The organism is Pseudomonas sp. W3I7 (assembly GCF_030816095.1).
GTDB classification, from domain to species: domain Bacteria; phylum Pseudomonadota; class Gammaproteobacteria; order Pseudomonadales; family Pseudomonadaceae; genus Aquipseudomonas; species Aquipseudomonas salomonii.
The window spans coordinates 1,749,878-1,771,356 of record NZ_JAUSXP010000001.1; the positions used below are offsets into that span (position 1 = coordinate 1,749,878).

A 21,479-nucleotide genomic window follows, 5' to 3' on the forward strand; every position below is an offset into this window, starting at 1 on the left:
GCCGACCCTGTCAGGGTTTATACTCACCGCCAATCTTCCCCCCGATCACATCCGAGAAAGCCCATGAGCACCTCCCTTTCCCTGAGCCCCCCGCGCAAGCCTATCGCGCCTTTGGTGGCTTTTATCATCCTGGTGGCCGGCGCCGTATTCCTGCAAAACAGCGTCGGCTTGCGCCAGGTGCTGTTGCTGGTGGTCGGCGCCGCATTGGGCTTGACCCTGTACCACGCCGCTTTTGGGTTCACGTCGGCCTGGCGCGTATTTATCAGTGATCGGCGCGGCGCCGGCTTGCGCGCACAGATGGTCATGCTGGCAGTGGCGGTGTTGCTGTTCTTCCCGGCGCTGGGAGCGGGCACGTTGTTCGGGCAGCCGGTGGTCGGGCTGGTAGCACCGGCTGGCGTGTCGGTGGTATTCGGGGCGTTTATTTTTGGTATCGGCATGCAGTTGGGCGGCGGTTGTGCGTCTGGCACGCTGTTCACCGTGGGCGGCGGCAATGCGCGCATGCTGGTGACGCTGTTGTTTTTTATCTGCGGTTCATTGATTGCCACACACCATGTGGATTGGTGGTTCGCGTTGCCGGCGTTCCCGGCGGTGTCCATCGTCAAGAGCTTCGGCGTGTTGCCGGCCATGGTTGTGAGCCTGGCCGTGTTTGCGCTTATTGCGCTGGTCACCGTGCGCTTGGAGAAGGGCCGTCATGGCCAGCTTGAACCCGGCGTGAGCAGCGAGCACATCGGTCTGCGCCGTTTCCTGCGCGGGCCTTGGCCGTTGGTGTGGGGTGCGATCGGCCTGGCGCTGCTTAACTATGCGACGCTGGCGCTGGCCGGGCGGCCATGGGGCATTACCTCGGCGTTCGCGTTGTGGGGCGCCAAAGTGGCCAGCGGCTTGGGTGTGGATGTGGCCAGTTGGGCGTTCTGGCAAATGCCGGGCAATGCCAAAGCCCTGGCAGCACCCGTGTGGGAAGACATCACCAGCGTGATGGACATCGGCATCGTCCTCGGCGCGCTGCTTGCTGCGGGCCTGGCCGGGCGTTTTGCCCCAAGCCTGAAAATCCCGGCGCGCTCGCTGCTGGCCGCAGTGATCGGTGGCTTGATGCTGGGCTATGGTTCGCGCCTGGCCTACGGCTGCAACATCGGCGCGTACTTCAGCGGCATCGCCTCCGGCAGCCTGCATGGCTGGGTGTGGTTGGTGGCAGCGTTTATCGGTAACAGCGTGGGTGTGCGCCTGCGCCCGTTCTTCTTCGCAGGCGAACGACCGCAGGTAGCCTTGAGCGGTTGCTGAACCCCAATGATCGATAAGGCAGGCCCATGATCAGAGAGTTGAGAACCTTTGTAAGCGCCGCCCGCCGTGGCACCTTTGCCGCCGCCGGGCAGCAGGTGGGGCTGACGCAGTCGGCGGTGAGTGCGCAGATCAAACACCTCGAGGACGCCCTGGGCGTCAAGCTGTTCGACCGCACCGGTCGCTCCGCCACGCTCAATGCGGCCGGGCAGCGCGCGGTGCCGCTGGCGGAGGAGATCCTCGATATTTTCTCGCGCATGGGCGCGCCCGACAGCGCCAACAACTTTCACGGTTCGCTGCGCATCGGCGCCATCGGCAGTGTGCAAACCGGCCTCCTGCCCCAGGCGCTGGTCGCGCTTAAACGCCGTGCGCCGTTTATCGAGGTCAGCCTGGTGCCCGGCGTTTCGCTTAACCTGCTCAGTCAGGTGGATGCCGGTGAACTGGACCTGGCGATCATGATTCACCCGCCGTTCAACCTGCCCAAAGACCTGAATATCGAGGTCATCGCCCGCGAACCCTTTGTGCTGATTACCGCCAAGGACGTGCAGGGCGACGACCCGCTGCAGATCCTGCGTGAGCAACCCTTCGTGCGGTACGACCGAGGCTCGTTCGGCGGGCGCCAGGTCACGCAGTTTCTCAAGGAACACAAGATCCAGACCCGGCAGGCGCTGGAACTCGACGAACTGGACGCCATCGTCAAGATGGTGCGCAGTGGCCTCGGCGTGTCGCTGGTGCCCTTGGCTGGCCTGTGGCTGGAACATGGCAGCGACGTGCGGGTTTTGCGATTGGACAAGCTCACGTTCTACCGTGAAATCGTGCTGCTGACCAAGTACACCCAGCGCCAATTGCCGCTCTTCGAATTATTCAGGGCGTGCGTCATCGAAGTGCTGGGTGCGCCGAAGTAGGGCGCGAGCATCAAAATTATTGAGGCTCAGGGCGAAGGATATCCGCTTTATCCGTGGGGCTTTGTGGTGAAGAATCGGGTTCTAACCCAACAGAACCTGCAGGTAGCCACCGTGAGCCTTTCTCCCTTTCATCTAGCGATTCCCGTCTACGACCTGGCCGCCGCGCGTCACTTCTACGGCGATGTGTTTGGCCTTTCGGAAGGGCGCTCCAGTGCACAATGGGTCGACTTCGACTTCTACGGCCACCAACTGGTGATTCACGAGCATCCCAAGACTGCATCCCAGGAATCGGTGCACTCCAACCCGGTAGACGGCCATGATGTGCCGGTGCCGCATTTCGGCATCATCCTGCAGTGGGACCAGTGGGAAGCCCTGGCTGACCGGCTGCGCGCGCGGGAGACCCGGTTTGTGATCGAACCCTACATCCGCTTCAAGGGTGAGGTCGGCGAGCAGGCCACCATGTTCCTGTTCGACCCGTGCGGCAACGCCCTGGAGTTCAAGGCGTTCAAGGACATGAGCCAGCTGTTCGCCAAGTAATTGCTCACCGTGCGACCGTCGCCACCCGAGCGACGGCGTTTATAAGACAGTGAAGCCCTGCGGGGCGGATCTTCATGCCTGCCGCATGCGAGATATGCCGTGATGTCAGACGTTAACTGTGAGACCAGGCCCGTGCCTGCGTCGCTGCGTTGGCAGTTCGAAGCCTGCGGCGACAGTTGCCTCGTGGTGGTATTTGCGACGCTGTTCAGCGCGCAGGCCAACCGCCGTGCCGTGGCGTTCAGTGCCGCGCTGCACGACTTGCAGGCGTGTGGAGAGCTGTGCGGTATCACCGACGTGGTCCCGGCACTGGTGACGGTTGGCGTGCATTATTGCCCCTACACATTCGCACTGCAGTATCCGCACTTAACGCCCTTTGACGCCGTTGCCCAGGTGCTGGAGAACGCGCTGATGGGCCTGCACAACACACCTCACACCCCCACCAAACAGTTGGAAATCCCCGTGTGCTACGAGGGCGAGTACGCGCCTGACTTGTTGCACATCGCCAACGCCTGCGCCATGACGCCAAGCGAAGTGATTGCCGCGCACAGCGGGCAATGGGTGGATGTACTGATGGTCGGTTTTGCGCCGGGCCATCCTTATATCGGCATGCATCAACCCGCGTTGAAACTGGCCCGCCGCGCGGTGCCGCGTACCGTGGTCAAGCAGGGCAGTGTGGGGTTGGCCAACTGCCAGAGCGTGATTTACCCATCGGATTTACCGGGCGGCTGGCACATCATCGGCCGCACGCCCTTGAGCCTGTTCACGCCGGCCAATGATCCGCCGTGCCTGTTAACCGGCGGCGATCAAGTGCGTTTTGTACCCATCAGTGCCCGTGAGTTTGAGGCCCTGGCCGGAGTGCGGCCATGACGATCAAAGTGATCAGGCCCGGGCTGTTTTCCTCATTCCAGGACAGCGGGCGCACCGGTTTCCAGCATTGGGGCGTGCCGGTTAACGGTGCGATGGACCAGGACGCCCACGCGCTGGCCAACCTGCTGGTGGGCAACCCGACCCGCGCAGCCAGCCTGGAAATCACCCTGCAAGGCCCCGTGCTGTGCTTTCAGGCCAAGGCCTTGATTGCCTTGGCAGGCGCCGACCTGGGTGCTCGCCTGGACGGTGTGGTACTCAAACCAGGGCATGCCCTCTGCGTAAAACCGGGCGCGGTGCTGAGCTTCGAAAAGCGCGAATACGGTGTACGGGCTTACCTGGCCGTCAGCGGTGGGTACCTGCTGCAACCGGTGATGAACAGTGCCAGCACTTACAGCCGAGGCGGGTTCGGTGGGCTGTGCGGGCGCGCGCTCAAAGCCGGCGATGTGATCCCTATCTGTTCTTCATTCGCCAATCCGCCACGGGTGAACATTCCCGCCGGCTGGCTGCTCAACCCGTCTGCCAGTGCCGTCTCGATCCGCGTGCTGCACGGCCGCGAATGGCACGACTTTTCTGCGTCGGCCCGTCATGACTTGCTCAACGAGCCTTATCAATTGACGGCCGCCTCGGACCGCATGGGCTATCGGCTGGAAGGCGCCGCCCTGGACCTGACGCAGCCCAGGCAATTGCTCTCCGAAAGCGTGACCTTCGGCACCGTGCAAGTGCCGGCGGGCGGGCAGCCGATTGTGCTGATGGCCGACCGGCAAACCACCGGTGGTTACCCACGCATTGCGCAGGTGGCCAGTGTCGATCTACCCAAACTTGCGCAGTTGATGCCGGGTGATGAAATTCGCTTCTCACTGATCGATTTGCCCACGGCGCAGGCACTGCTGGTTGCGCGTATGGGCCGACTGAAAAAACTGGAGGCCGCCCACTCATAAACCTGCGTAGCCACCCAACAATAAAAACAGGAGCGCTACATGATCAAACCAACGTTCACCCTTCTTACTGTCGAGCATTAAAACCCCTGGTATCCCGGCGGGTTTACTTCTGGGTGGCGCAGTCCACCTCAATAACTCAAACGACCCAAGGTCGGAGTGGAAGGTGTTTATGTCTCGAGTGTTTTCTACTACAGCGCCATCGCCGCGTGTTGATGCGCGTGAAAAAACCACCGACACCAGTGCCACCAAAATAGCCAGGCGCGCTGCGATTGCCGCCGCCACCGGCACGGCGGTGGAGTATTACGAATTCGGTGTGTATGGCTTTATGGCGACGATTATCGCGCCGTTGTTCTTCCCCAGTGATAACGCCGCGGCTGCGTTGTTGGCCACGCTGGCCGTATTCGGCAGTGCCTTTCTGATCCGGCCGCTGGGCGGGATTTTACTGGGGCGCCTGGCCGACCGCATCGGCCGGCGCAAGGTATTGCTCAGTACCGTGATCGGTATGGGCACTGCGACGGCGGCCATCGGCCTGTTACCGACCTCGGCCCAAGTGGGCATTGTTGCGCCAATCCTGCTGGTGCTGATCCGGCTGGCCCAGGGCTTTTTCGCCGGTGGCGAAGTGATCGGCGCGGCGGCGTTCCTGGCCGAGTCTTCGCCCAAAGGCCGTCGCGGGTTTTATGGCGCGTTCACGCCGGTCGGCGTGGCGATTGGCGGCTCGATGGCGGCGATCATCTGCGGCATCACCACCGGCCTGGTCGATGCCGAACAACTGCAAGCCTGGGCCTGGCGGGTTCCGTTTTTCCTGGCCATTCCCCTGGTGATCTTCTCTTGCATCATGCGCCACAACGTCGAGGAAACCCCGGAGTTCAAAGCCTTCCTGGCTGCTGAAAAACCACCCACTGCACCGGTCAAGGAAGTGCTCACCCAGAATATGCCGGCGGTGCTGCGGGTGGTGGTGTTCGCCTTTGCGCAGAACGCCGGCTACTACATCGGCCTGGTGTTCATGAACATCTACCTCACCACCTACCTGCATTTTGAAAAGGCCAAGATCTACTGGGTGATTGCCGGCGTCAGCCTGTGCATGGCCGCGATGATGCCGTTGTGGGGCGGGCTGTCGGACCGCATCGGGCGCAAGAAGGCCCTGGCGATTGGTTTTGTCGGCTACGCGGTGCTGGTGATTCCGATGATGGTGTTGATGAACAACAGCAGCCTGTTGATTGCGGTGCTGGCGTTTTTTGTCGCGACGTTGCCGATGCCGGTGATTCAGTCGGTGGGTTATCCCACCTACGCCGAACAGTTTCCAACCCGCGTGCGGTATACCGGCATGGCGATCAGTATCAACCTGGGCGCGATTTTAGGCGGCGGCATCACGCCGTATATCGTCACCTCGTTGATCGGCTCGACCGGCAATTTGCTGGTGCCGGGGTTCTTCATGGCCGGGGCGGCGGTGTGTGCGCTGGTGGCCTTGAGCACCCTGCGGGAAACGGCCCAGGGTGATCTACGCCGCTGAACCGGTATGTCTGAATCGGTCCTGAAGTAGTCCGGCCTCTGCCTGTCGCTCATCAGCGGGTGTGCTTACCATGGCTTGCATCAACCACTGTGATGCAAGCCACAAGGACCCGTCATGAGCCGCAAAGCCCTTATCGTTATCGATGTGCAGCAGTCATTCCGTCATTCTGATTACTGGTCCGAAAATGACCTGCCACAGTTCCTGAAAAAACAGCAAGCGCTGATCGATGGGTGTGTTCAACAGGGCATCCCGGTGGTACAAGTCTTCCATGTTGAAGACCAAGGGCACTTTTCGATGGCATCGGGCAATGTCAAAACCTTGAGCGAGTTGTCGATCAACCCCGACCTGATCATTCACAAGCGCTTTCACAGTGCTTTCGCCGGCACGCCTTTGGCTGCACGGCTTACGCAGATGGGTGTGAGCGCGCTGATCATCAGTGGCATCCGCACCGAACAGTGCTGCGAAACCACCACCCGGCAGGCGTCGGACAGCGGTTTTGCGGTGGATTTTGTCAGCGAGGCAACGCTGACCTTCCCGATGACCCACGCACGCAGTGGCCGCGAGTACAGCGCCGCCGAGATTCGCGAGCGTACCGAGCTGGTGCTGGAAGAGCGCTTTGCGCGCATCGTCACCGTCGCCCAGGCCTTGGAGAGTTGAACCCGTGAGCGTGCCGGTGCTGTTCGTGCTGTTGCCCAATGTGCTGATGCTGGACCTGGCCGGCCCCGCCGAGGTGCTGCGCCTGGCCGCGCAAAGCGAGGACCCGGCAGCCATTGACTTCGACTTGCAGTACGTCAGCCCGGTGCCTGCGCTGCAAACCTCCATCGGCTTGCCGCTGGCCGGCTTGGCGCCATTGCCGCCAAGCCTGGCGCCCGGCACGCTGGTGGTGTTGGTCGGCTCCACCTCGAAGGTGAGCAAGGCGAAGCAACAGGCGTTCGAGTCGGCCAGCGACACCTTGACCCAATGGCTGCAAGGCGTGTTTGCACCGTCGGGCCAGCGTTTGGTGTGCGTGTGCGCCGGGGCATTGAGTGCCGCCCGTGCCGGGTTGCTCGATGGCCGCCAGTGCACCACCCACCATGCGTTGTGCGCGGCATTGCAGGCCCTGGCCCCCAAGGCCCGGGTGCTGGAAAACCGGCTGTATGTCACGGACGGCCCGATCAGTTGCAGCGCCGGTGTCACGGCGGGCATCGACCTGATGCTGCACCTGCTCGCCGAGTTGGCCGGGCCACGCCTGGCCTGCAACGTGGCGCGCGACATGGTGGTGTACATGCGCCGCAGCGGCGCCGACCCGCAGCTCTCAGCCTGGATCAGCGGTCGCAACCACCTGCACCCGGCCGTGCACCGTGTGCAGGACGCCATCACCGCGGCGCCCTGTGACGCCTGGACCGTCACACGCATGGCCGACCTGGCCTGCACCAGCAGCCGACACCTGGCGCGGCTGTTCCACGAACACGTTGGCATCAGCCCGCTGGATTACCTGCACACGCTGCGCATCACCGTGGCCCGTGAACTGCTCAGGGCGTCGAGCCTGGACATGGAAACCGTCGCCGAACGCGCAGGCTTTGGGTCAGCCCGGCACCTGCGGCGTATCTGGAACAAGTATGAGGTGGGCACGCCCTCAAGCGGGCGTGTCGGCAGCGCTGGTTGAGGCTTGATCGGCCTCGGCTTCGAGTTTGGCGCGGTCAGCTTTGCTGATGTATTTATCTTTGCTCTTGGGCGCCAGTTTGGCGCTGGCCTTCTTGGCTTTGGCCTTGAAGAGCTGCTTGAGTTTTTTCTGGCGGTTCATGTCTCGGTGCCTTTTGGGTGAAGGCCCGGATGATATCAGGTTAAAAACCTGGGTCGCTTTTTAGCGTCAATCTGTGCATTGAACGCCCTGGGGTTTTACCAATAATCGGGCCGTGAATTCAGCGCAAACGGAAAAAACCGATGAGCCTCCACACCCGCAGCAAACGCTTGACCGTCCCGCAACTGGTCGCCATGAAGGGCCAGCAGAAAATCGTCTCCCTCACCGCGTACTCCAGCGCCATTGCCAAGCTGATCGACCCGCTGGTCGACTTCATTCTGGTGGGGGATTCCACGGCGATGGTCGGCTATGGCCGGGCCTCGACCTTGAGCATGCAGCTGGAAGAAATCATCGGCCACACCCGCGCCGTGGTCGACAGCACGCGCCTGGCTTGCGTGATTGCCGACATGCCGTTTGGCAGCTATCAGGAATCCAATGAGCAAGCGTTTCGCAACTGCGCCCAAGTACTGGCGCGCACCGGTTGCGATGCGGTGAAGCTGGAGGCCAACGTGGCGTTGGCGGGCACCGTTGAGTTTCTGGTGGCGCGCGGCATTCCGGTGATGGCCCATGTGGGGTTGATGCCGCAGTTCGTCAACGTGATGGGCGGCTTCAAGGCCCAAGGGCTTACCGCCGAAACTGCTGCTGTGATTGCCGCGGATGCCCGCGCCAATCTGGAGGCGGGCGCCTTCAGCCTGTTGCTCGAAGGTGTGGCCGAAGGCGTCGCGCGGCAGATCACCCTGGATTCAAAGATGCCCACCATCGGCATTGGTGCGTCGCCGGCCTGCGATGGTCAAGTGTTGGTTACCGAAGATGTGCTGGGTTTGGGCGGCGAGCACCTGCCGCGCTTCGTCAAACAGTACGCAGATGTAGGCGCAGTGATCCGCGATGCCTGCGAGCGGTTTGCCGATGACGTGCGCCATGGCCGGTTCCCCGAAGCGCGGCATTGCTACGGGCTTTGAGCGATCGCTTGCGCCAATAGCTTTACGGCCTGGGCGATATCCTTGCTCCAGTCGAGGGTGTAGCTCAGGCGCAGGTGCTGCGGCCAGGCGCCGTGCTGGCTGAACAGCTCGCCAGGGGCGATGACGATGCGCTGGGCCAGCAGGCGCCCAAACACCTGGCGCATATCCACCGCGTGCGGCGCTTGCAGCCAGAAGCTGGCGCCGCCCTGGGGCGCGATCACCTGCCAATGTTCCTCCAGCAAGGCTTTCATGCCGGTCATGCGCTCCAGCAGCAGCGCCCGCAGCGCTTTCACATGCGCGTCGATACGCTTGGAGGTGAGCAGCTTGGCGATCGCCTTTTGCCGGATCGGTGACAGGCGAAACCCACGCTCCAGAAACACCCGCTGCAATTGCGGCGCCTGCCCGCGACACAGCACATAGCCATACGGCGCTTCGGAGCCGATGACTTTATCGAAGGTCGAAAACACCAGCAGCTTCTGCAGGTCGGCGAAGTCGCGATAACGCGGCGGCTGCGCTTCGAAATACAACTCGCCGTAGGTGTCGTTTTCAAACAGCCAGATAGCCCGCGCCGCCAGCCAGCCGCAGATCTGCTGCTTGTCCTGTGCCGGCATCACGCCGCCCTGGGGGATATTCACCGTCGACGACAGCACCGCCAGGCGAATCGGCTCACGCATCAGCACGCGTTCCAGCGCCGCCAGGTCGAAACGCCCGTGGGCGTCGAGGGGCATTTCGATCACGCGAATCTTCGCCGCCTGCAACTGGCGCAGGATCGCCCACGAACACGGTGACTCCACCAGCGCTACCGTGCCGCACAGGTCCAGGGCATTGAGTGCCGCATCCAGCACGCTGTGCAAGTCCGCGCCGATATACACCTGGTCGGCCTGCCAGTAGCGGTCGGCGGATTGGGTGTAGCGCTCAGCCAACGCGGCGCGCAACTCGGGCTCACCGAAGGGTAAATAAAGCGGCGCGAGGGAGCGTGGGTGCTGGCGAGTCAGTTCACGTTCGAGCATCAGCAGCGGGTTTTCCAGCGACAACAGCATGGCCGGTGCATCGCTGCTCAAGGCCAGCATTCCCGGCTGACGGGCATAGGCAAACACCTGGTCGAGCAGGTTGGTGTCAGGGGAGGTTGCGGTGCAAATCATGGCTCTTATGAAATAGCCCTGTTTGGGCCGAGCGTAGATCCGCCCTTCATCCTCAAGCAAGGCGTAGGCATATTTGGTGGTCGACACCGACACGCCAAGGCGCTCGGCCAATTGGCGCAGGGACGGCAGTTTGCGTTCGCCTGGCGACGGGCTGGCGTCGATCAACTCGACGAGGTAGCGGTAGACCGTCTGATAGGCGAAAGCGCTGTGTTGGGTGCTATTCATGCTCACTCGAACCGTTCGAATCCCCTGTGGTGGGGCCGGTCCAGTATTACGCAAGGCCGTTGAATACGGAAACTGCCGGGGGCCTTCGAGCCATAGGGCAGACGCCCGCTATCCGGTTCGCGCCGGGAACTTGCGCAATAATTGTTGGTAGGTGGCGTTAAGGGCGCGGTCCAGTGGCGTGGCTTGCGCGTCCGGGCGGGGCGCGTCACAGCGTGTTCGCAAGGGGTTGATGACCAGTTCCGCCTGCGCATTGACGGTAGCCAGTGTGGGGCGCGCGACGCTGCTAGCATGGCTTTTGGATAGAACTGCCCTGTCAAACGAGCCGGACACACCGTAGTGGTTAAGCTGGGTGTTCAAGTGGTCCAGTGTCGCCAAGGGGTCGGCACACAGCGCGTCATAACTGATGCCGATCGAAGCGGGGTGTTGGCATTGCAGGATGCGGTTATTCAGGTCGCTCCAGAGCTGCGCGCGGTTGTCGTCGTTTGGCCCCGCCCACTCGTAACCTTGATCCCAGGAGCGCCTCAGGCTCTGGATAACCCCTGAATAGTGGCGAAACATATAAATAAACAGTGCAGTGGGGTGCAACGCCTGCAGTTGCGTGAGTATTCGTGCATTCCACGGTGTGGAGTCGCACAGGATCGGTTTTTGCGGGTTGGCTGCCCTGATGTCGTCAAGGAAGTCCAGCGCATTGCCCATCAGGTTGGCGCGATAAGCCTCGGCATACGGCCCCGGCGTTCTCCTGAAAGCCTCCTGGCTGACTTGGGTTGAGAAATACGATACGCCCAACTCCCCGCAGTAATTCACGTTAGCCAGTGACCCCAGCAACTCCCCCATCAATGTATTGCCCGAACGCGGGCAACCACAGACAAAAATCATCTCGATCATTTCAGGCTGCCCTCGCAGGAAGCGCTTCCCACGGGTGGGCCAGCGGGCAGGGACTCGTCACTTTTAAATGATTTTGAAATACGCAAGCCGATAGCGACAAGGCCAATCACGCTGCACAACAGGAAGACAGAGAACAGAAGGCTGGTTCGCTCAGCGGATGCCGGCTGGGCGTAGGCAATGTAAAAGACTAAAGGGAGCTTGATCAGCGCGGACAGTACAAATGTCAGTTTTTTGATAAAGGTCGTATCGCCTTTGGCACGCAAGACTGCCCGTTGCGCGAAGAGGGTGATGCAACTGATCAGTGTGATCAGGCTAATTAGAAAAATGACACCGGAGGGCGGGCTGGTTGGCTGTAATGTGTGGTAGAGGTAGACATAACAGACGGCCGCGCAAAACAGTGCCAGCGGCAGGCTGTAGAGCAGATAACCCGTCACCGTGACGCTATAGGTGCGTCTGCTTTCATTAATGGCTTGCGCGATAAACACCGAGGCGGCGGTTGCAAAACCCAGCGAAACACCTTGAAGCATCGCCGTCGTTGAAAAGTAAAAACTCATTAACGCCACGAATTGAACATCCTCAACCAGCACGTACAGAATCAGGAAGTCCACCAGCGTTGAAACACTCATTGCCATGAACAAGTTGAACGCATCTGCGCTAAAGCTGTTTTGAAAGGTGGGCTGGATGCCCGGCGCGTGATGCGCTGTCACGGGGGCGCATGCAACCAGGCGTTTGTAAGCGCGGATCATCAGCGCCAGATAGAAGAGCTGCGCCAGTGCACAGCCGGCGCCCACATACGCCAGGTCAAGTTTGAAATACAGGACACTGACGGCTGAAAAGGCGCCGCCAAGGCTCAGTGAAACAAGCAAGGCGCGGAAAATATCGTGGCCCTGCTTCTTGGCAATCAACGCCATGTAATAGGGGCTTGCCAAGGTGACGGCAATATAAGAAATCGCCATCCAACGCAAATAGGTCGGTACCGCATCGACGTCGCCATTCGGCTCTACCAGTCGGGTAATGGCGTGGGCCCCGAGGAAAAATATGACAAAGCAGGCCACCGCGCCCAGCACCGAAAAACGCACCATGCGTTTGAGCATGGCGTCGAACGCCGCGCGCTGATGGTCGCCATTCAATCGGTTGAGCCGTATGCTGCCGGCGCCGTTCATGGCGATGATCATGGCGCCATAAATAAAATAGATTCTATTGATGTACCCGGCAGACGCCGCTGCACTCAAGCTGATAGTAGCGGCCAGGAAAATACTCAACATGTTCTGCGCGGCATTCACGCAGTTGCTCAGCACCAACGGTAGAGCGGTTTTCAGTACGGGCCGCCATTCGGGTAAGGCATGTTTCACTTCACGTCACCCCATATGAATTTGTGCAGCGGTCGCGGCGTCATCCACACATTGAGGTGGCTTGAGTGCTCGTCAGTGGGCAGCGCACGATGAATCGTGCAGCGAGGCAGGTACATCACGTCACCGGCCTGCAGGGTTATTTCGTAGCTCGGTGCATGTTCCGCCACGTGCGCTCTGACCATAGGCGTATAAAAGTGCGGGGATGAAACAGCTTCGACGTCTGCAACAATTGCCGGCCACAGCTGCCATTTCTTGCTCCCCTCCAACTGGATGATGAAGGCATCATGGGCGTCAAAATGTTCGTCAAAAAGAGTGCTGGCGGTGGGGGCATAAAATAAGCAGAAACTGAAGGTGAACGGTGACAATTCTGCATTCAAGCGATTGGCCAGTGTGGTGAAGTTACTGTCATATTTTTCCAGCCAGCGCAGGTAAACGGCGCACCCTTCCTGTGTGATCAACTCCCGGATATTTTCTTTGATGCACCTGCCGCCTGAGGTGTAGGCGTCACGCCGGCAATAGGTTCCATTCTTTATGATCAGCAAATCTTCATGCTCAACAGGGTTGCTCAGCAGGGAGAGAATGTAGTCAGCGCTTTGATTGCCGACCAAGGGCTTGGCTGCGGTTTTCGAGGTGATGAGGGATGTTTCCCAGCGGTGGGGAAACAACACCTGCTTGCTGATGCCAAACAGTTCTTCAAACACGGTTATGTCTCGGCTCGGTGAGGGCATTTAAAGGTGTTCTTCAAGCGCTTGGGTAAACCCTGAAAGCTGAATAAGCAGGTTGTCAGTGGCAGCAGGTGTTGCGCACTCGAAGCATTCGGAAAATGCTGAGATAACGGCGCTTGGATAAATCTCATAGCGCACGGAAAAACGTTGCAGGTGACGGTAGCCTCTGAATAATTGCCCGTTTACAGCAAAGAAAATATGACAAAAAGCCGCATATAAAATCCCGAGCATTTCATAGTAAGTGAAGAAGTCTTTGCGGATAAGGTATTTGCTGAGGTTGTAGTTTTTCAGGTACCGGAGTTTGTCTGAAATAATGAGGCTCGCGTGTTCGTAAGAGAGGTCTATGCGCCGTATCAACTCGTCTACTTCAGGGGTTGAATGAAGATAGATACCCTCTTGCAGGTTGGCAAGACAGTCCTGATGGCTGGCTGAAAGGTCAGTCATCGACTGAAAGCTTTCTATCATGTTCTCAAGGCTTTCCAGGCTGATCAGGCGAACATCCAGTTTGTTGTCAGGTGGAAACTCGGTGTCGATTCGATATTCGTATTGCCTATGTTCATAGGGTAAACCAAGGTGTTCCAGGCAGCCGATCAGGTGGCGCTCGGAAACGATCAGGCATACATCGGTATCGGAGAGTGTATCGGCCATGCCTTTTGCCAGTGAGCCGCCAATGAACACCGCGTGCAGCCTTGAAATAAATTCACTTGCGCCCTGACAGGCAAGAAAGGCCTGTACATGTTGTCGACGCTCTTCAAGTAACCCGCTGTCGGTCATAGGGTGGCTGGCGGCGGGCAAAAGAGTTTGTGCCTCTAATGCATAGAGCGAAAACGGCAGTGCGCAGCGATATTTGCCTCTGCGCTGTATATTCAATGTGTCACCGTGGATTTTTAACATGCGATGAAAGGCCCGGCTTGCAAGTATCAAATAGACTGTGCGTCGTGTGTAACGGTTTTTTCGCGTAGGGCTTTACATGTAGCGGGGTTCACCGTCCATCGTGGCGACCATGCCCGATTTGAACAGTTCTTTAGTGGCCAGCAGTGCTTTTACTTCTTTGACGCTGTCAGCAGCGTCAGCGGGTTGAGCGCGGTTGATTTTAGCAGCGAGTGCAGAGAACTTAGCGCGGGAAACGGTTTTCGATTGAGCGGTCATAATCATTCCTTAATTAGTCTGCAAACCGGGATTGATAACGTAGGTGGCTAACGATCGAAAATCAATACGGCATTACAAACTTCATGTTTTTATAATTAAGGCTTAACCGGATTGACTTTAAAACTTAATCTTTGTGCGGGCGTACCGGCCCGAAACTCAGCAGATGCACCACAGCAATGCCGGGTTCGATGGCCAAACGCAGGTCGAAAGGTGCGAGGAGCATATCCCGGATGGCTTTGCGCGCGATCGTGCGGTGTTTGAGGCCTTGCACTCATCATGAGCAGGGCTAAAGGGTTGGTGAAATCAATTCATTATCTCTCCCTCTATGGTCAGCATAAACTGCACCTCATTGTAGATACAGTAAAGACTTGGGCTGAGCGTCAGCGCTATAAGGCAACCCGTGAATTCAAGTCTGTCTCAACTTTTTGAGGTGTCAGGTTCTCATGAACAACGCGTTTGAGTTTACGATTAAAAGTACTTGTTTTGATGAGCACTATCGCCCTTCTGAAAACACGCGCATCACCACCAATTTCGCTAATTTGGCGAGGGGCGAGCGCCGCCAGGAAAACTTGCGCAATACCTTGAAGATGATCAATAACCGCTTCAATGCCTTGGCGCATTGGGACAATGCCAAGGGTGATCGGTATGCGCTCGAACTCGAGATCGTTTCGGCTGAAATGCAGATCGGTGTTGAAGGCAATGGGCAGGCCATTCCGCTGATTGAAGTGTTGAAAACGACGATTGTGGACCGTAAAACCCATGAGCGCCTTGACGGCATCGTCGGCAATAATTTTTCTTCGTATGTACGCGACTATGACTTTAGCGTGGTATTGCTCGGCCATAATAAGGGCCAAGCCGAATTCAGCACGCCCGATAATTTTGGCGACTTGCATGGCAAGCTGTTCAAATGTTTCGTGAACTCGAGTGCGTACACGCAAAATTTCAAGAAACTACCGGTTATCTGCCTGAGTGTTTCGAATACCAAGACCTATCATCGCACTGAGAACCTGCACCCTGTGTTGGGTGTTGAATACCAGCAGGATGAGCATTCGTTAACCGATGAATACTTTAAGAAGATGGGCTTGAGCGTTCGCTATTTCATGCCGGCAAACAGTGCTGCGCCGTTGGCGTTTTATTTCTTTGGCGACTTACTCAGCGATTACACCAACCTGGAACTTATCAGCACCATCAGCACGATGGACACCTTTCAAAAAATTTACCGGCCTGAGATTTACAATGCGAACTCGGTTGCCGGTAAAGCTTATCAACCCAGTTTGAAGCATCAGGATTATTCATTAACCCTGATTGTCTATGATCGAGAAGAGCGCAATCAGCTGGCGATAGAGCAGGGCCGGTTTGTTGAGGAGAATTTCATCAAGCCGTATCACGCTGTTCTTGAACAGTGGTCCGCCCACTACGCAGTTTGACTCATTTAAAGCACAAGGTTGTTTACCATGAAAAAATTACTGCCCACTTCAACCGCTGGCAGCTTGCCCAAACCCGCCTGGCTTGCCGAGCCGGAGACGCTGTGGTCACCCTGGAAGTTGCAAGGTGACGAGTTGGTTGAGGGCAAGCAAGATGCCTTGCGCCTGGCATTGCAGGAACAGCAACACACCGGGATTGATATCGTCAGTGATGGTGAGCAGACTCGCCAACACTTCGTGACCACGTTTATTGAACACCTCAGTGGCGTGGATTTCGAGAAACGTGAAACCGTCAGGATTCGTGATCGCTATGACGCGAGCGTGCCGACGGTCGTGGGCGCCGTTGCGCGCCAAAAGCCGGTGTTTGTCGAAGATGCCAGGTTCTTGCGCCAGCAAACCAACCAGCCGATCAAATGGGCGCTGCCAGGCCCCATGACCATGATCGATACGCTGTATGACAACCACTATAAAAGCCGCGAAAAACTCGCATGGGAATTCGCCAAGATCCTCAATGAAGAAGCGCGGGAACTGGAAGCGGCGGGCGTCGACATTATCCAGTTTGATGAGCCGGCCTTTAACGTGTTCTTTGATGAGGTAAATGACTGGGGCGTCGCCACCCTGGAGCGAGCCATTGAAGGCCTCAAATGCGAAACGGCGGTGCATATCTGTTATGGCTATGGCATCAAGGCCAACACCGATTGGAAAAAGACCCTGGGGTCGGAGTGGCGGCAGTATGAAGAAGCCTTCCCCAAGCTACAGAAGTCCAGTATCGATATCATTTCACTGGAATGTCACAACTCCCATGTCCCCATGGAACTGATTGAGTTGATTCGCGGTAAAAAAGTGATGGTCGGGGCCATTGATGTGGCAAACCACAGCATTGAAACGCCGGAGGAAGTGGCCAATACCCTGCGCAAGGCCCTTCAGTTTGTCGATGCCGACAAGCTTTATCCATGCACCAACTGTGGCATGGCGCCCTTGCCTCGCCACGTGGCAAGGGGCAAGTTGAATGCGCTGAGTGCAGGCGCAGAGATCGTTCGAAGAGAACTCCTCTACGCGCGCTGAGCCAACATTGGAAGGGGTGTACCCAGTTGCACTCCCTGTTCAGGATTTACTCTGGCACTCCCCCACTACGACGGTCGAGCAACTGGTCAAGCTCCAGCTGCGCAAACTCAGCCAGCGCAAGCAGCCTGCTCGGGGCCTATCACCGTTACGCGCCTTGATCGAGCAACAACTGGGCAACGCTTTGCGCACGCGGCAGTATCGGCGCTGGATCGCCAAGCGTAGTGCGTAGGCGGTGGTCAGGACGGGGTCAATTGCGCCGCCGCAACCTTTACCCGTGTCGCCCGCCACGCCATTACCCAGGCCAGCACCGGCGCCAGGGTAAACAGGGCAAACAACCAGAGTGCCGCGTTGGCGATGCCGGCATTGCCGGTTGCGTCGTTGATACCCGCCACGTTGGAAATTACCCCGGCCAATGCCGCGCCCAGGGCCATGGCGAACAATTGCAAGGTGGTGATCGACGCGGCGGCCGTGTCCTTGTCCTGCTCCGATGCCACTTGCAGGATGCGCGTCAGCAGGTGCGGCCACCCCAGGCCGATGCCGAAGCCGACCAGGAACAGCCCCAGGCAGATCGGCGCCAGCCGCGTCCATTCACCCAGGCTGGCCACCGGCGTGGTGATGGCCAACAGCACCAGCCCGGCAACGATAAACAGCGGCCCCGCGAGGATCGCGCGCTGTGCGCTGCGGCCGCTCCAGCCGGAGCTGAGGATTTCCGACACGGTCCAGCCGGCCGCCATCAGCGCCGCCATGTAACCGGCAACCAGCGGTGATTGGCCATGCAGGTGTTGCAGGAAATACGGCATGAAAATCTCGCTGCTCATGCCGATCACCAGCAGGCAAGTGGTTGCATACAGCGCGCACAGCGGGGCGTTGAACTTCAGTGCGTCCCTGGGCAGCAGCCGTATGGTCGCGTTGGATTCGTGGCGGATCAGCGCATACACCAGCACGGCGCACACCGCGATGCCCAGCAGGTTCCAGCTCGGCAGCGCCGAAACGCTGCCTGCGCACACGGCCAGCACGGCGGCGGCCAACAGCACCAGTTGCGGCACCGGCAAGCGGGTCGGCGTGCTCGCCGTGGCGTCGCGTGGCGGTAGTGCGCGGTGGGTGAGCACCATATAGGCAAGGCTTATCGGTACCATGGCGCCGAAGGCGAAACGCCAGGCATCCATCTCGGCGAACACGCCACCGACCGCCGGGCCGACCAAGGTAGCCACGCCCCACATGCCCGATACCAGCGCCATCGCCCGCGGCCATAAGCGCTCTTCGAACACCAGTTGGATCATCGAGTAACACAGGGCCAGCAACATGCCGCCGCCCAATCCCTGAATCAAGCGCCCGACCAGCATCACCGGCATGTTTGGCGCCAAGGCGCAGATCAGCACGCCAACCATAAAGATCAGCGTGGCGAGGGTGTATGCCAGTCGTGGTCCGGTACGTTGCAGCAGCTTGGAGGTGAGGGCTGAGCCGAGGATCGAGGCCACCACGTACAGGGTGGTGCTCCACGCATACAGGGCCAGACCGCCGATTTCAGCGACCACCGACGGCAGAATAGTCGTGGCGATATAGGTGTTGGTGGCATACAGCGCAATGCCGCCGGAGAGGGCGATGGAACGGGGGGCATTCTTGCCCCGGAGCAACTCGCTCCAGCTGCTGTCTTGGGTGTGCATCGACGATTCCTTGTGCCGCTGGCAGGCTTGGGTTAATTTGCCAAGTAATTGCTTTGAATATTGCGACGAGGCTGTTTATTTTGTCAAGAAACGACTTGGAATATTCGCCGGTGTCGCCGGCGGATCGTTTGCTGCACCTGCTCAAGACCCGCGGGCCACAATTGGCCAGTGACGCCGGTGAGTTCCTCGGCACCACCGGTGAAGCGGCACGCCAGCAGTTGGTGAAACTGGCGGCCAGTGGGTTGGTCGAGGCCCGCTCCGAAGTGCGTGGGGTAGGGCGCCCGACCCAGGTCTGGCAGCTCACGGCGGCGGGGCACGCGCGCTTCCCCGACACTCATTCCGAACTCACCGTGCAACTGTTGCAGACCGTGCGCGAGACCTTTGGTGAGGAGGCTATCGAGCGTTTGATCGACGTGCGCGAGCGCCAGACCCAGGCGTTGTATGAACGTGAGATGCAAGGCGTCAGTGGCCTCAAAGCGCGGGTCGAAAAGCTCGCGGCACTGCGCACGCGTGAAGGGTATATGGCCCAGTGCAGCGAGCAGCCGGACGGCGCCCTGATCCTGGTGGAGAACCATTGCCCGATCTGCGCAGCGGCGACCGCGTGCCAAGGGTTTTGCCGCGCAGAATTGCAGGTGTTCGAGCAGGTGTTACGTGCCAAGGTCGAGCGCGTGGAACATATCCAGCTGGGCGCGCGGCGGTGTGCTTATCGGATTCACTGAACGCGCCGCCGATTAAATGTGGGAGCTGGCTTGCCAGCGATAGCCATCGGTGTTTACACACCTATTGAGGGTATCCACCTTCCCCTGTGGCAAGCCCGCTCGCCACAACAGCCCGTTCAGCCTGTCGCAGCGGGGCGACGATTCGACAAGCCAGCTCCCACCTTTAATCGGTGGCGTTCTAACGCTCGCCTTCTCCTAGTGCTGACGCTACTTGCTTGGCCATCTCGATAAACGCCCGCGCCGCCGCACTCTGGTACACCCCTTTACGCTGCATCAACACCGCCGTGCGCTGCAACCGTTGCGGCCCCAGTTCAATCGCGGCCAACTCGGGATGCGCCCGTGCAATCGCGGCCGGTAATAGCGTCGACAGTGTGGTCCGGCGCACCACCTCGATCAGTGCGCCGATCACATTGGCCTCCATCACCACGCGCGGGCGGATGCCGTGTTGGTTGCAGTAGCGGTCGATCTGCTCGCGGGTGGCGAACGCCTTGCTGAGCAAGATCAGCGATTCGCCATTCAGCGCCTGCAACCCGATGGTTGCCTCGCCTGCCAGCGGGTGTTGGTTGCCGACCACCAACGCCAGGGTTTCCACCAGCAGGGGATAGCTGTCGATGTCGGGCGCGTGCACGTGATCAAAGGCGATGCCCACATCCAGTTCGTCGGCCAGCAACTGGTTCTCCATCTGCTCCTGGGCGACTTCGCGCACGTTCAAGGTGATGTTTGGGTAGCGGCGGTAAAAGGCTTCCACCAGCGGCCCCACCAGGTAGGTGGTGAAGGTGGGCGTGACGGCAATCCTCAATGTCCCACGGCTCAAATCACCCACGTCATGGATCGCACGCTGGCCTTCCTGCAGTTCCTGCGCCGCCCGTAACGCATAGCGCAAGTAAACCTCACCCGCGTCGGTCAGACGCGTCTTGCGCCCTGAGCGGTCAAACAACTGCGCGCCGAGGCTTTCCTCCAACTGGCGTACTTGCTGCGACAGCGCCGGCTGCGAGACATGCAGGGCCGTCGCCGCCTTGGTAAAGCCCTGATGCTCTGCGACAGCAAGGAAGTAATGGATATGGCGCGCCAGCATGCTTGTACTCATAAGATTATCTGATGTGCTTGATCATATATGAGACTTTTACCTTATTTAAGGGGCTGCGTAACCTTTGCTTCATCGCATCGCGAACCAAAGGAGTTACCCATGCAAGACATCATCGACGGTTTCCTGAAGTTTCAACGTAACGCCTTCCCCGAGCGTGCCGGCCTGTTCAAAGACCTGGCCAACCAGCAGAGCCCACGGGCGCTGTTCATCTCCTGCTCCGACAGCCGCCTGGTGCCGGAACTGGTCACGCAGCGCGAGCCGGGCGACCTGTTCGTGATCCGTAACGCCGGCAATATCGTGCCGTCCTATGGCCCCGAGCCGGGCGGTGTGTCGGCCTCGGTGGAATACGCCGTCGCCGCCCTGCAAGTCAGCGATATCGTGATCTGCGGGCATTCCGATTGCGGCGCCATGACCGCCATTGCCACCTGCAAATGCCTGGACCACATGCCCGCCGTGGCCGGCTGGTTGCGCTACGCCGACTCCGGCCGGGTGGTCAACGAGGCCCGCCAGCATGTCGACCAGCACGCCAAAGTCGCCTCCATGGTGCGCGAAAACGTGATCGCGCAATTGGCCAATATCCAGACGCACCCTTCAGTGCGCCTGGCCCTCGAAGAAAAACGCGTAACCCTGCATGGTTGGGTCTACGACATCGAAAGTGGCTGCATCCAAGCCTTCGATGGCCGTACCGGCCAGTTCGTAGCCCTTGCCGACAACCCGACCGCGCGCGCCGTTTCCTACTAACACCCAACTTTTTACCCACGGAGATAACCCCATGATCCAGTCGCAAATCAGCCAGACCACTCGCCTTGCCCTGACCGACGTCATCCTCTTGGCCAAAGCCCGCAAAGACCTGTCGTTCGCCCAGATCGCCGAAGGCACTGGCCTGCACGAAGCCTTCGTCACCGCCGCCTTGCTCGGCCAGCACCCACTGCCCGCCAGCGCCGCTCAAGTCGTTGCCGACACCCTGGGCCTGGATGCGGATGCCGTGCTCCTGCTGCAAACCATCCCGGTGCGCGGCAGCATCGGCAACGGCGTGCCGACCGACCCGACCATCTACCGCTTTTACGAAATGATTCAGGTCTACGGCACCACGCTCAAGGCGCTGGTCCACGAGAAGTTTGGCGACGGCATCATCAGCGCGATCAACTTCAAGCTCGACGTCAAAAAGGTTGAAGACCCGGACGGTGGCTCCCGCGCCGTGATCACCCTGGATGGCAAATACCTGCCGACCAAACCGTTCTGACCAGCTGATTTACGGCCCGGCGCTGCAAGGC

At 59.4% G+C, this 21,479-nt stretch carries 23 protein-coding genes and 1 pseudogene; 15 read left to right on the plus strand and 9 right to left on the minus strand.

The features are described 5' to 3' along the window. The first annotated feature begins 63 nt into the window (after positions 1-63). From QF043_RS08240 to QF043_RS08275, 8 genes are all read left to right on the plus strand, one after another. The gene (locus QF043_RS08240) at positions 64-1,275 is read left to right on the plus strand and encodes a YeeE/YedE family protein (RefSeq protein ID WP_307418114.1); all 1,212 of its coding nucleotides are present in this window, start codon (positions 64-66) and stop codon (positions 1,273-1,275) included. A 26-nt stretch (positions 1,276-1,301) separates the two neighbouring features. Beyond that, positions 1,302-2,177, plus strand: a complete 876-nt coding sequence (locus QF043_RS08245; RefSeq protein WP_307418115.1) for a LysR family transcriptional regulator — start codon at positions 1,302-1,304, stop codon at positions 2,175-2,177. 111 nt (positions 2,178-2,288) lie between these two features. Further along, positions 2,289-2,714 carry a VOC family protein gene (locus QF043_RS08250; protein WP_056861174.1) on the plus strand — a complete coding sequence of 142 codons (426 nt, stop codon included), beginning with the start codon at positions 2,289-2,291 and terminating at the stop codon, positions 2,712-2,714. Between the two features lie 132 nt (positions 2,715-2,846). Beyond that, on the plus strand, positions 2,847-3,581 hold the full coding sequence (pxpB, locus tag QF043_RS08255) for a 5-oxoprolinase subunit PxpB (RefSeq protein WP_307418116.1): 735 nt from the start codon (positions 2,847-2,849) through the stop codon (positions 3,579-3,581). Then, positions 3,578-4,519 carry a biotin-dependent carboxyltransferase family protein gene (locus QF043_RS08260; RefSeq protein ID WP_307418117.1) on the plus strand — a complete coding sequence of 314 codons (942 nt, stop codon included), beginning with the start codon at positions 3,578-3,580 and terminating at the stop codon, positions 4,517-4,519. Before pxpB ends, QF043_RS08260 begins: the two co-directional genes overlap by 4 nt. Before the next feature lie 169 nt (positions 4,520-4,688). Next, a complete protein-coding gene (locus QF043_RS08265) occupies positions 4,689-6,029 on the plus strand; it encodes an MFS transporter (protein WP_307418118.1) in 1,341 nt (446 codons plus the stop codon). Between the two features lie 114 nt (positions 6,030-6,143). Further along, positions 6,144-6,686 (plus strand): cysteine hydrolase family protein, encoded by a 543-nt coding sequence (locus tag QF043_RS08270; RefSeq protein ID WP_307418119.1) that lies wholly within the window; start codon positions 6,144-6,146, stop codon positions 6,684-6,686. A 4-nt stretch (positions 6,687-6,690) separates the two neighbouring features. Next, positions 6,691-7,674, plus strand: coding sequence for a GlxA family transcriptional regulator (locus QF043_RS08275; protein ID WP_307418120.1), 984 nt, complete (start codon positions 6,691-6,693; stop codon positions 7,672-7,674). Here the strand turns inward: QF043_RS08275 and QF043_RS08280 are convergent. After that, positions 7,645-7,812 carry a DUF2986 domain-containing protein gene (locus tag QF043_RS08280; RefSeq protein ID WP_065931392.1) on the minus strand — a complete coding sequence of 56 codons (168 nt, stop codon included), beginning with the start codon at positions 7,810-7,812 and terminating at the stop codon, positions 7,645-7,647. The two genes, QF043_RS08275 and QF043_RS08280, sit on opposite strands and share 30 nt — an antisense overlap. 140 nt (positions 7,813-7,952) lie before the next feature. On the opposite strand from QF043_RS08280, the gene panB reads away from it, so the two are divergent. Then, positions 7,953-8,768, plus strand: a complete 816-nt coding sequence (panB, locus tag QF043_RS08285; RefSeq protein ID WP_307418121.1) for a 3-methyl-2-oxobutanoate hydroxymethyltransferase — start codon at positions 7,953-7,955, stop codon at positions 8,766-8,768. Here the strand turns inward: panB and QF043_RS08290 are convergent. The 6 genes from QF043_RS08290 to QF043_RS08315 all read right to left on the minus strand — a co-directional run bounded on the left by QF043_RS08290 (position 8,756) and on the right by QF043_RS08315 (position 14,246). Continuing rightward, the gene (locus QF043_RS08290; protein ID WP_307418122.1) at positions 8,756-10,135 is read right to left on the minus strand and encodes a PLP-dependent aminotransferase family protein; all 1,380 of its coding nucleotides are present in this window, start codon (positions 10,133-10,135) and stop codon (positions 8,756-8,758) included. The two genes, panB and QF043_RS08290, sit on opposite strands and share 13 nt — an antisense overlap. A 108-nt stretch (positions 10,136-10,243) precedes the next feature. Continuing rightward, the gene (locus QF043_RS08295) at positions 10,244-11,020 is read right to left on the minus strand and encodes a sulfotransferase (protein ID WP_307418123.1); all 777 of its coding nucleotides are present in this window, start codon (positions 11,018-11,020) and stop codon (positions 10,244-10,246) included. Beyond that, a complete protein-coding gene (locus tag QF043_RS08300) occupies positions 11,017-12,372 on the minus strand; it encodes an MATE family efflux transporter (RefSeq protein WP_307418124.1) in 1,356 nt (451 codons plus the stop codon). The genes QF043_RS08295 and QF043_RS08300 overlap by 4 nt, the downstream gene beginning before the upstream one ends. Then, positions 12,369-13,073 carry a JmjC domain-containing protein gene (locus tag QF043_RS08305; protein ID WP_307418125.1) on the minus strand — a complete coding sequence of 235 codons (705 nt, stop codon included), beginning with the start codon at positions 13,071-13,073 and terminating at the stop codon, positions 12,369-12,371. Before QF043_RS08305 ends, QF043_RS08300 begins: the two co-directional genes overlap by 4 nt. Positions 13,074-13,100: 27 nt before the next feature. Further along, positions 13,101-13,991 (minus strand): hypothetical protein, encoded by an 891-nt coding sequence (locus tag QF043_RS08310; protein ID WP_307418126.1) that lies wholly within the window; start codon positions 13,989-13,991, stop codon positions 13,101-13,103. A 72-nt stretch (positions 13,992-14,063) separates the two neighbouring features. Beyond that, a complete protein-coding gene (locus tag QF043_RS08315) occupies positions 14,064-14,246 on the minus strand; it encodes a hypothetical protein (RefSeq protein ID WP_099487348.1) in 183 nt (60 codons plus the stop codon). A gap of 443 nt (positions 14,247-14,689) precedes the next feature. On the opposite strand from QF043_RS08315, the gene QF043_RS08320 reads away from it, so the two are divergent. The 3 genes and pseudogenes from QF043_RS08320 to QF043_RS08330 form a co-directional block, all read left to right on the plus strand. Further along, entirely contained in the window at positions 14,690-15,673 is a 984-nt protein-coding gene (locus QF043_RS08320; RefSeq protein WP_307418127.1) for a DUF1852 domain-containing protein, read from the plus strand. 27 nt (positions 15,674-15,700) lie between these two features. Further along, a complete protein-coding gene (locus QF043_RS08325) occupies positions 15,701-16,735 on the plus strand; it encodes a methionine synthase (RefSeq protein WP_307418128.1) in 1,035 nt (344 codons plus the stop codon). Between the two features lie 82 nt (positions 16,736-16,817). Further along, positions 16,818-16,964: pseudogene (locus tag QF043_RS08330) on the plus strand (2,4-dienoyl-CoA reductase); the annotation flags it as partial. 7 nt (positions 16,965-16,971) lie between these two features. Here the strand turns inward: QF043_RS08330 and QF043_RS08335 are convergent. Next, positions 16,972-18,399 (minus strand): MFS transporter, encoded by a 1,428-nt coding sequence (locus tag QF043_RS08335; protein ID WP_307418129.1) that lies wholly within the window; start codon positions 18,397-18,399, stop codon positions 16,972-16,974. 95 nt (positions 18,400-18,494) lie between these two features. On the opposite strand from QF043_RS08335, the gene QF043_RS08340 reads away from it, so the two are divergent. Next, on the plus strand, positions 18,495-19,118 hold the full coding sequence (locus QF043_RS08340) for a metalloregulator ArsR/SmtB family transcription factor (protein ID WP_307418130.1): 624 nt from the start codon (positions 18,495-18,497) through the stop codon (positions 19,116-19,118). 178 nt (positions 19,119-19,296) lie between these two features. Here the strand turns inward: QF043_RS08340 and cynR are convergent, their stop codons facing one another. Beyond that, positions 19,297-20,193 carry a transcriptional regulator CynR gene (gene cynR, locus QF043_RS08345; RefSeq protein ID WP_307421332.1) on the minus strand — a complete coding sequence of 299 codons (897 nt, stop codon included), beginning with the start codon at positions 20,191-20,193 and terminating at the stop codon, positions 19,297-19,299. Positions 20,194-20,304: 111 nt separating this feature from the next. Here cynR and QF043_RS08350 point away from each other — a divergent pair, with 111 nt between their 5' ends. Next, positions 20,305-20,946: a carbonic anhydrase gene (locus tag QF043_RS08350; protein ID WP_017136973.1), complete on the plus strand. Its 642-nt coding sequence runs from the start codon at positions 20,305-20,307 to the stop codon at positions 20,944-20,946. 31 nt (positions 20,947-20,977) lie between these two features. Continuing rightward, positions 20,978-21,448: a cyanase gene (gene cynS / locus QF043_RS08355; RefSeq protein ID WP_307418131.1), complete on the plus strand. Its 471-nt coding sequence runs from the start codon at positions 20,978-20,980 to the stop codon at positions 21,446-21,448. Positions 21,449-21,479 lie beyond the last annotated feature (31 nt).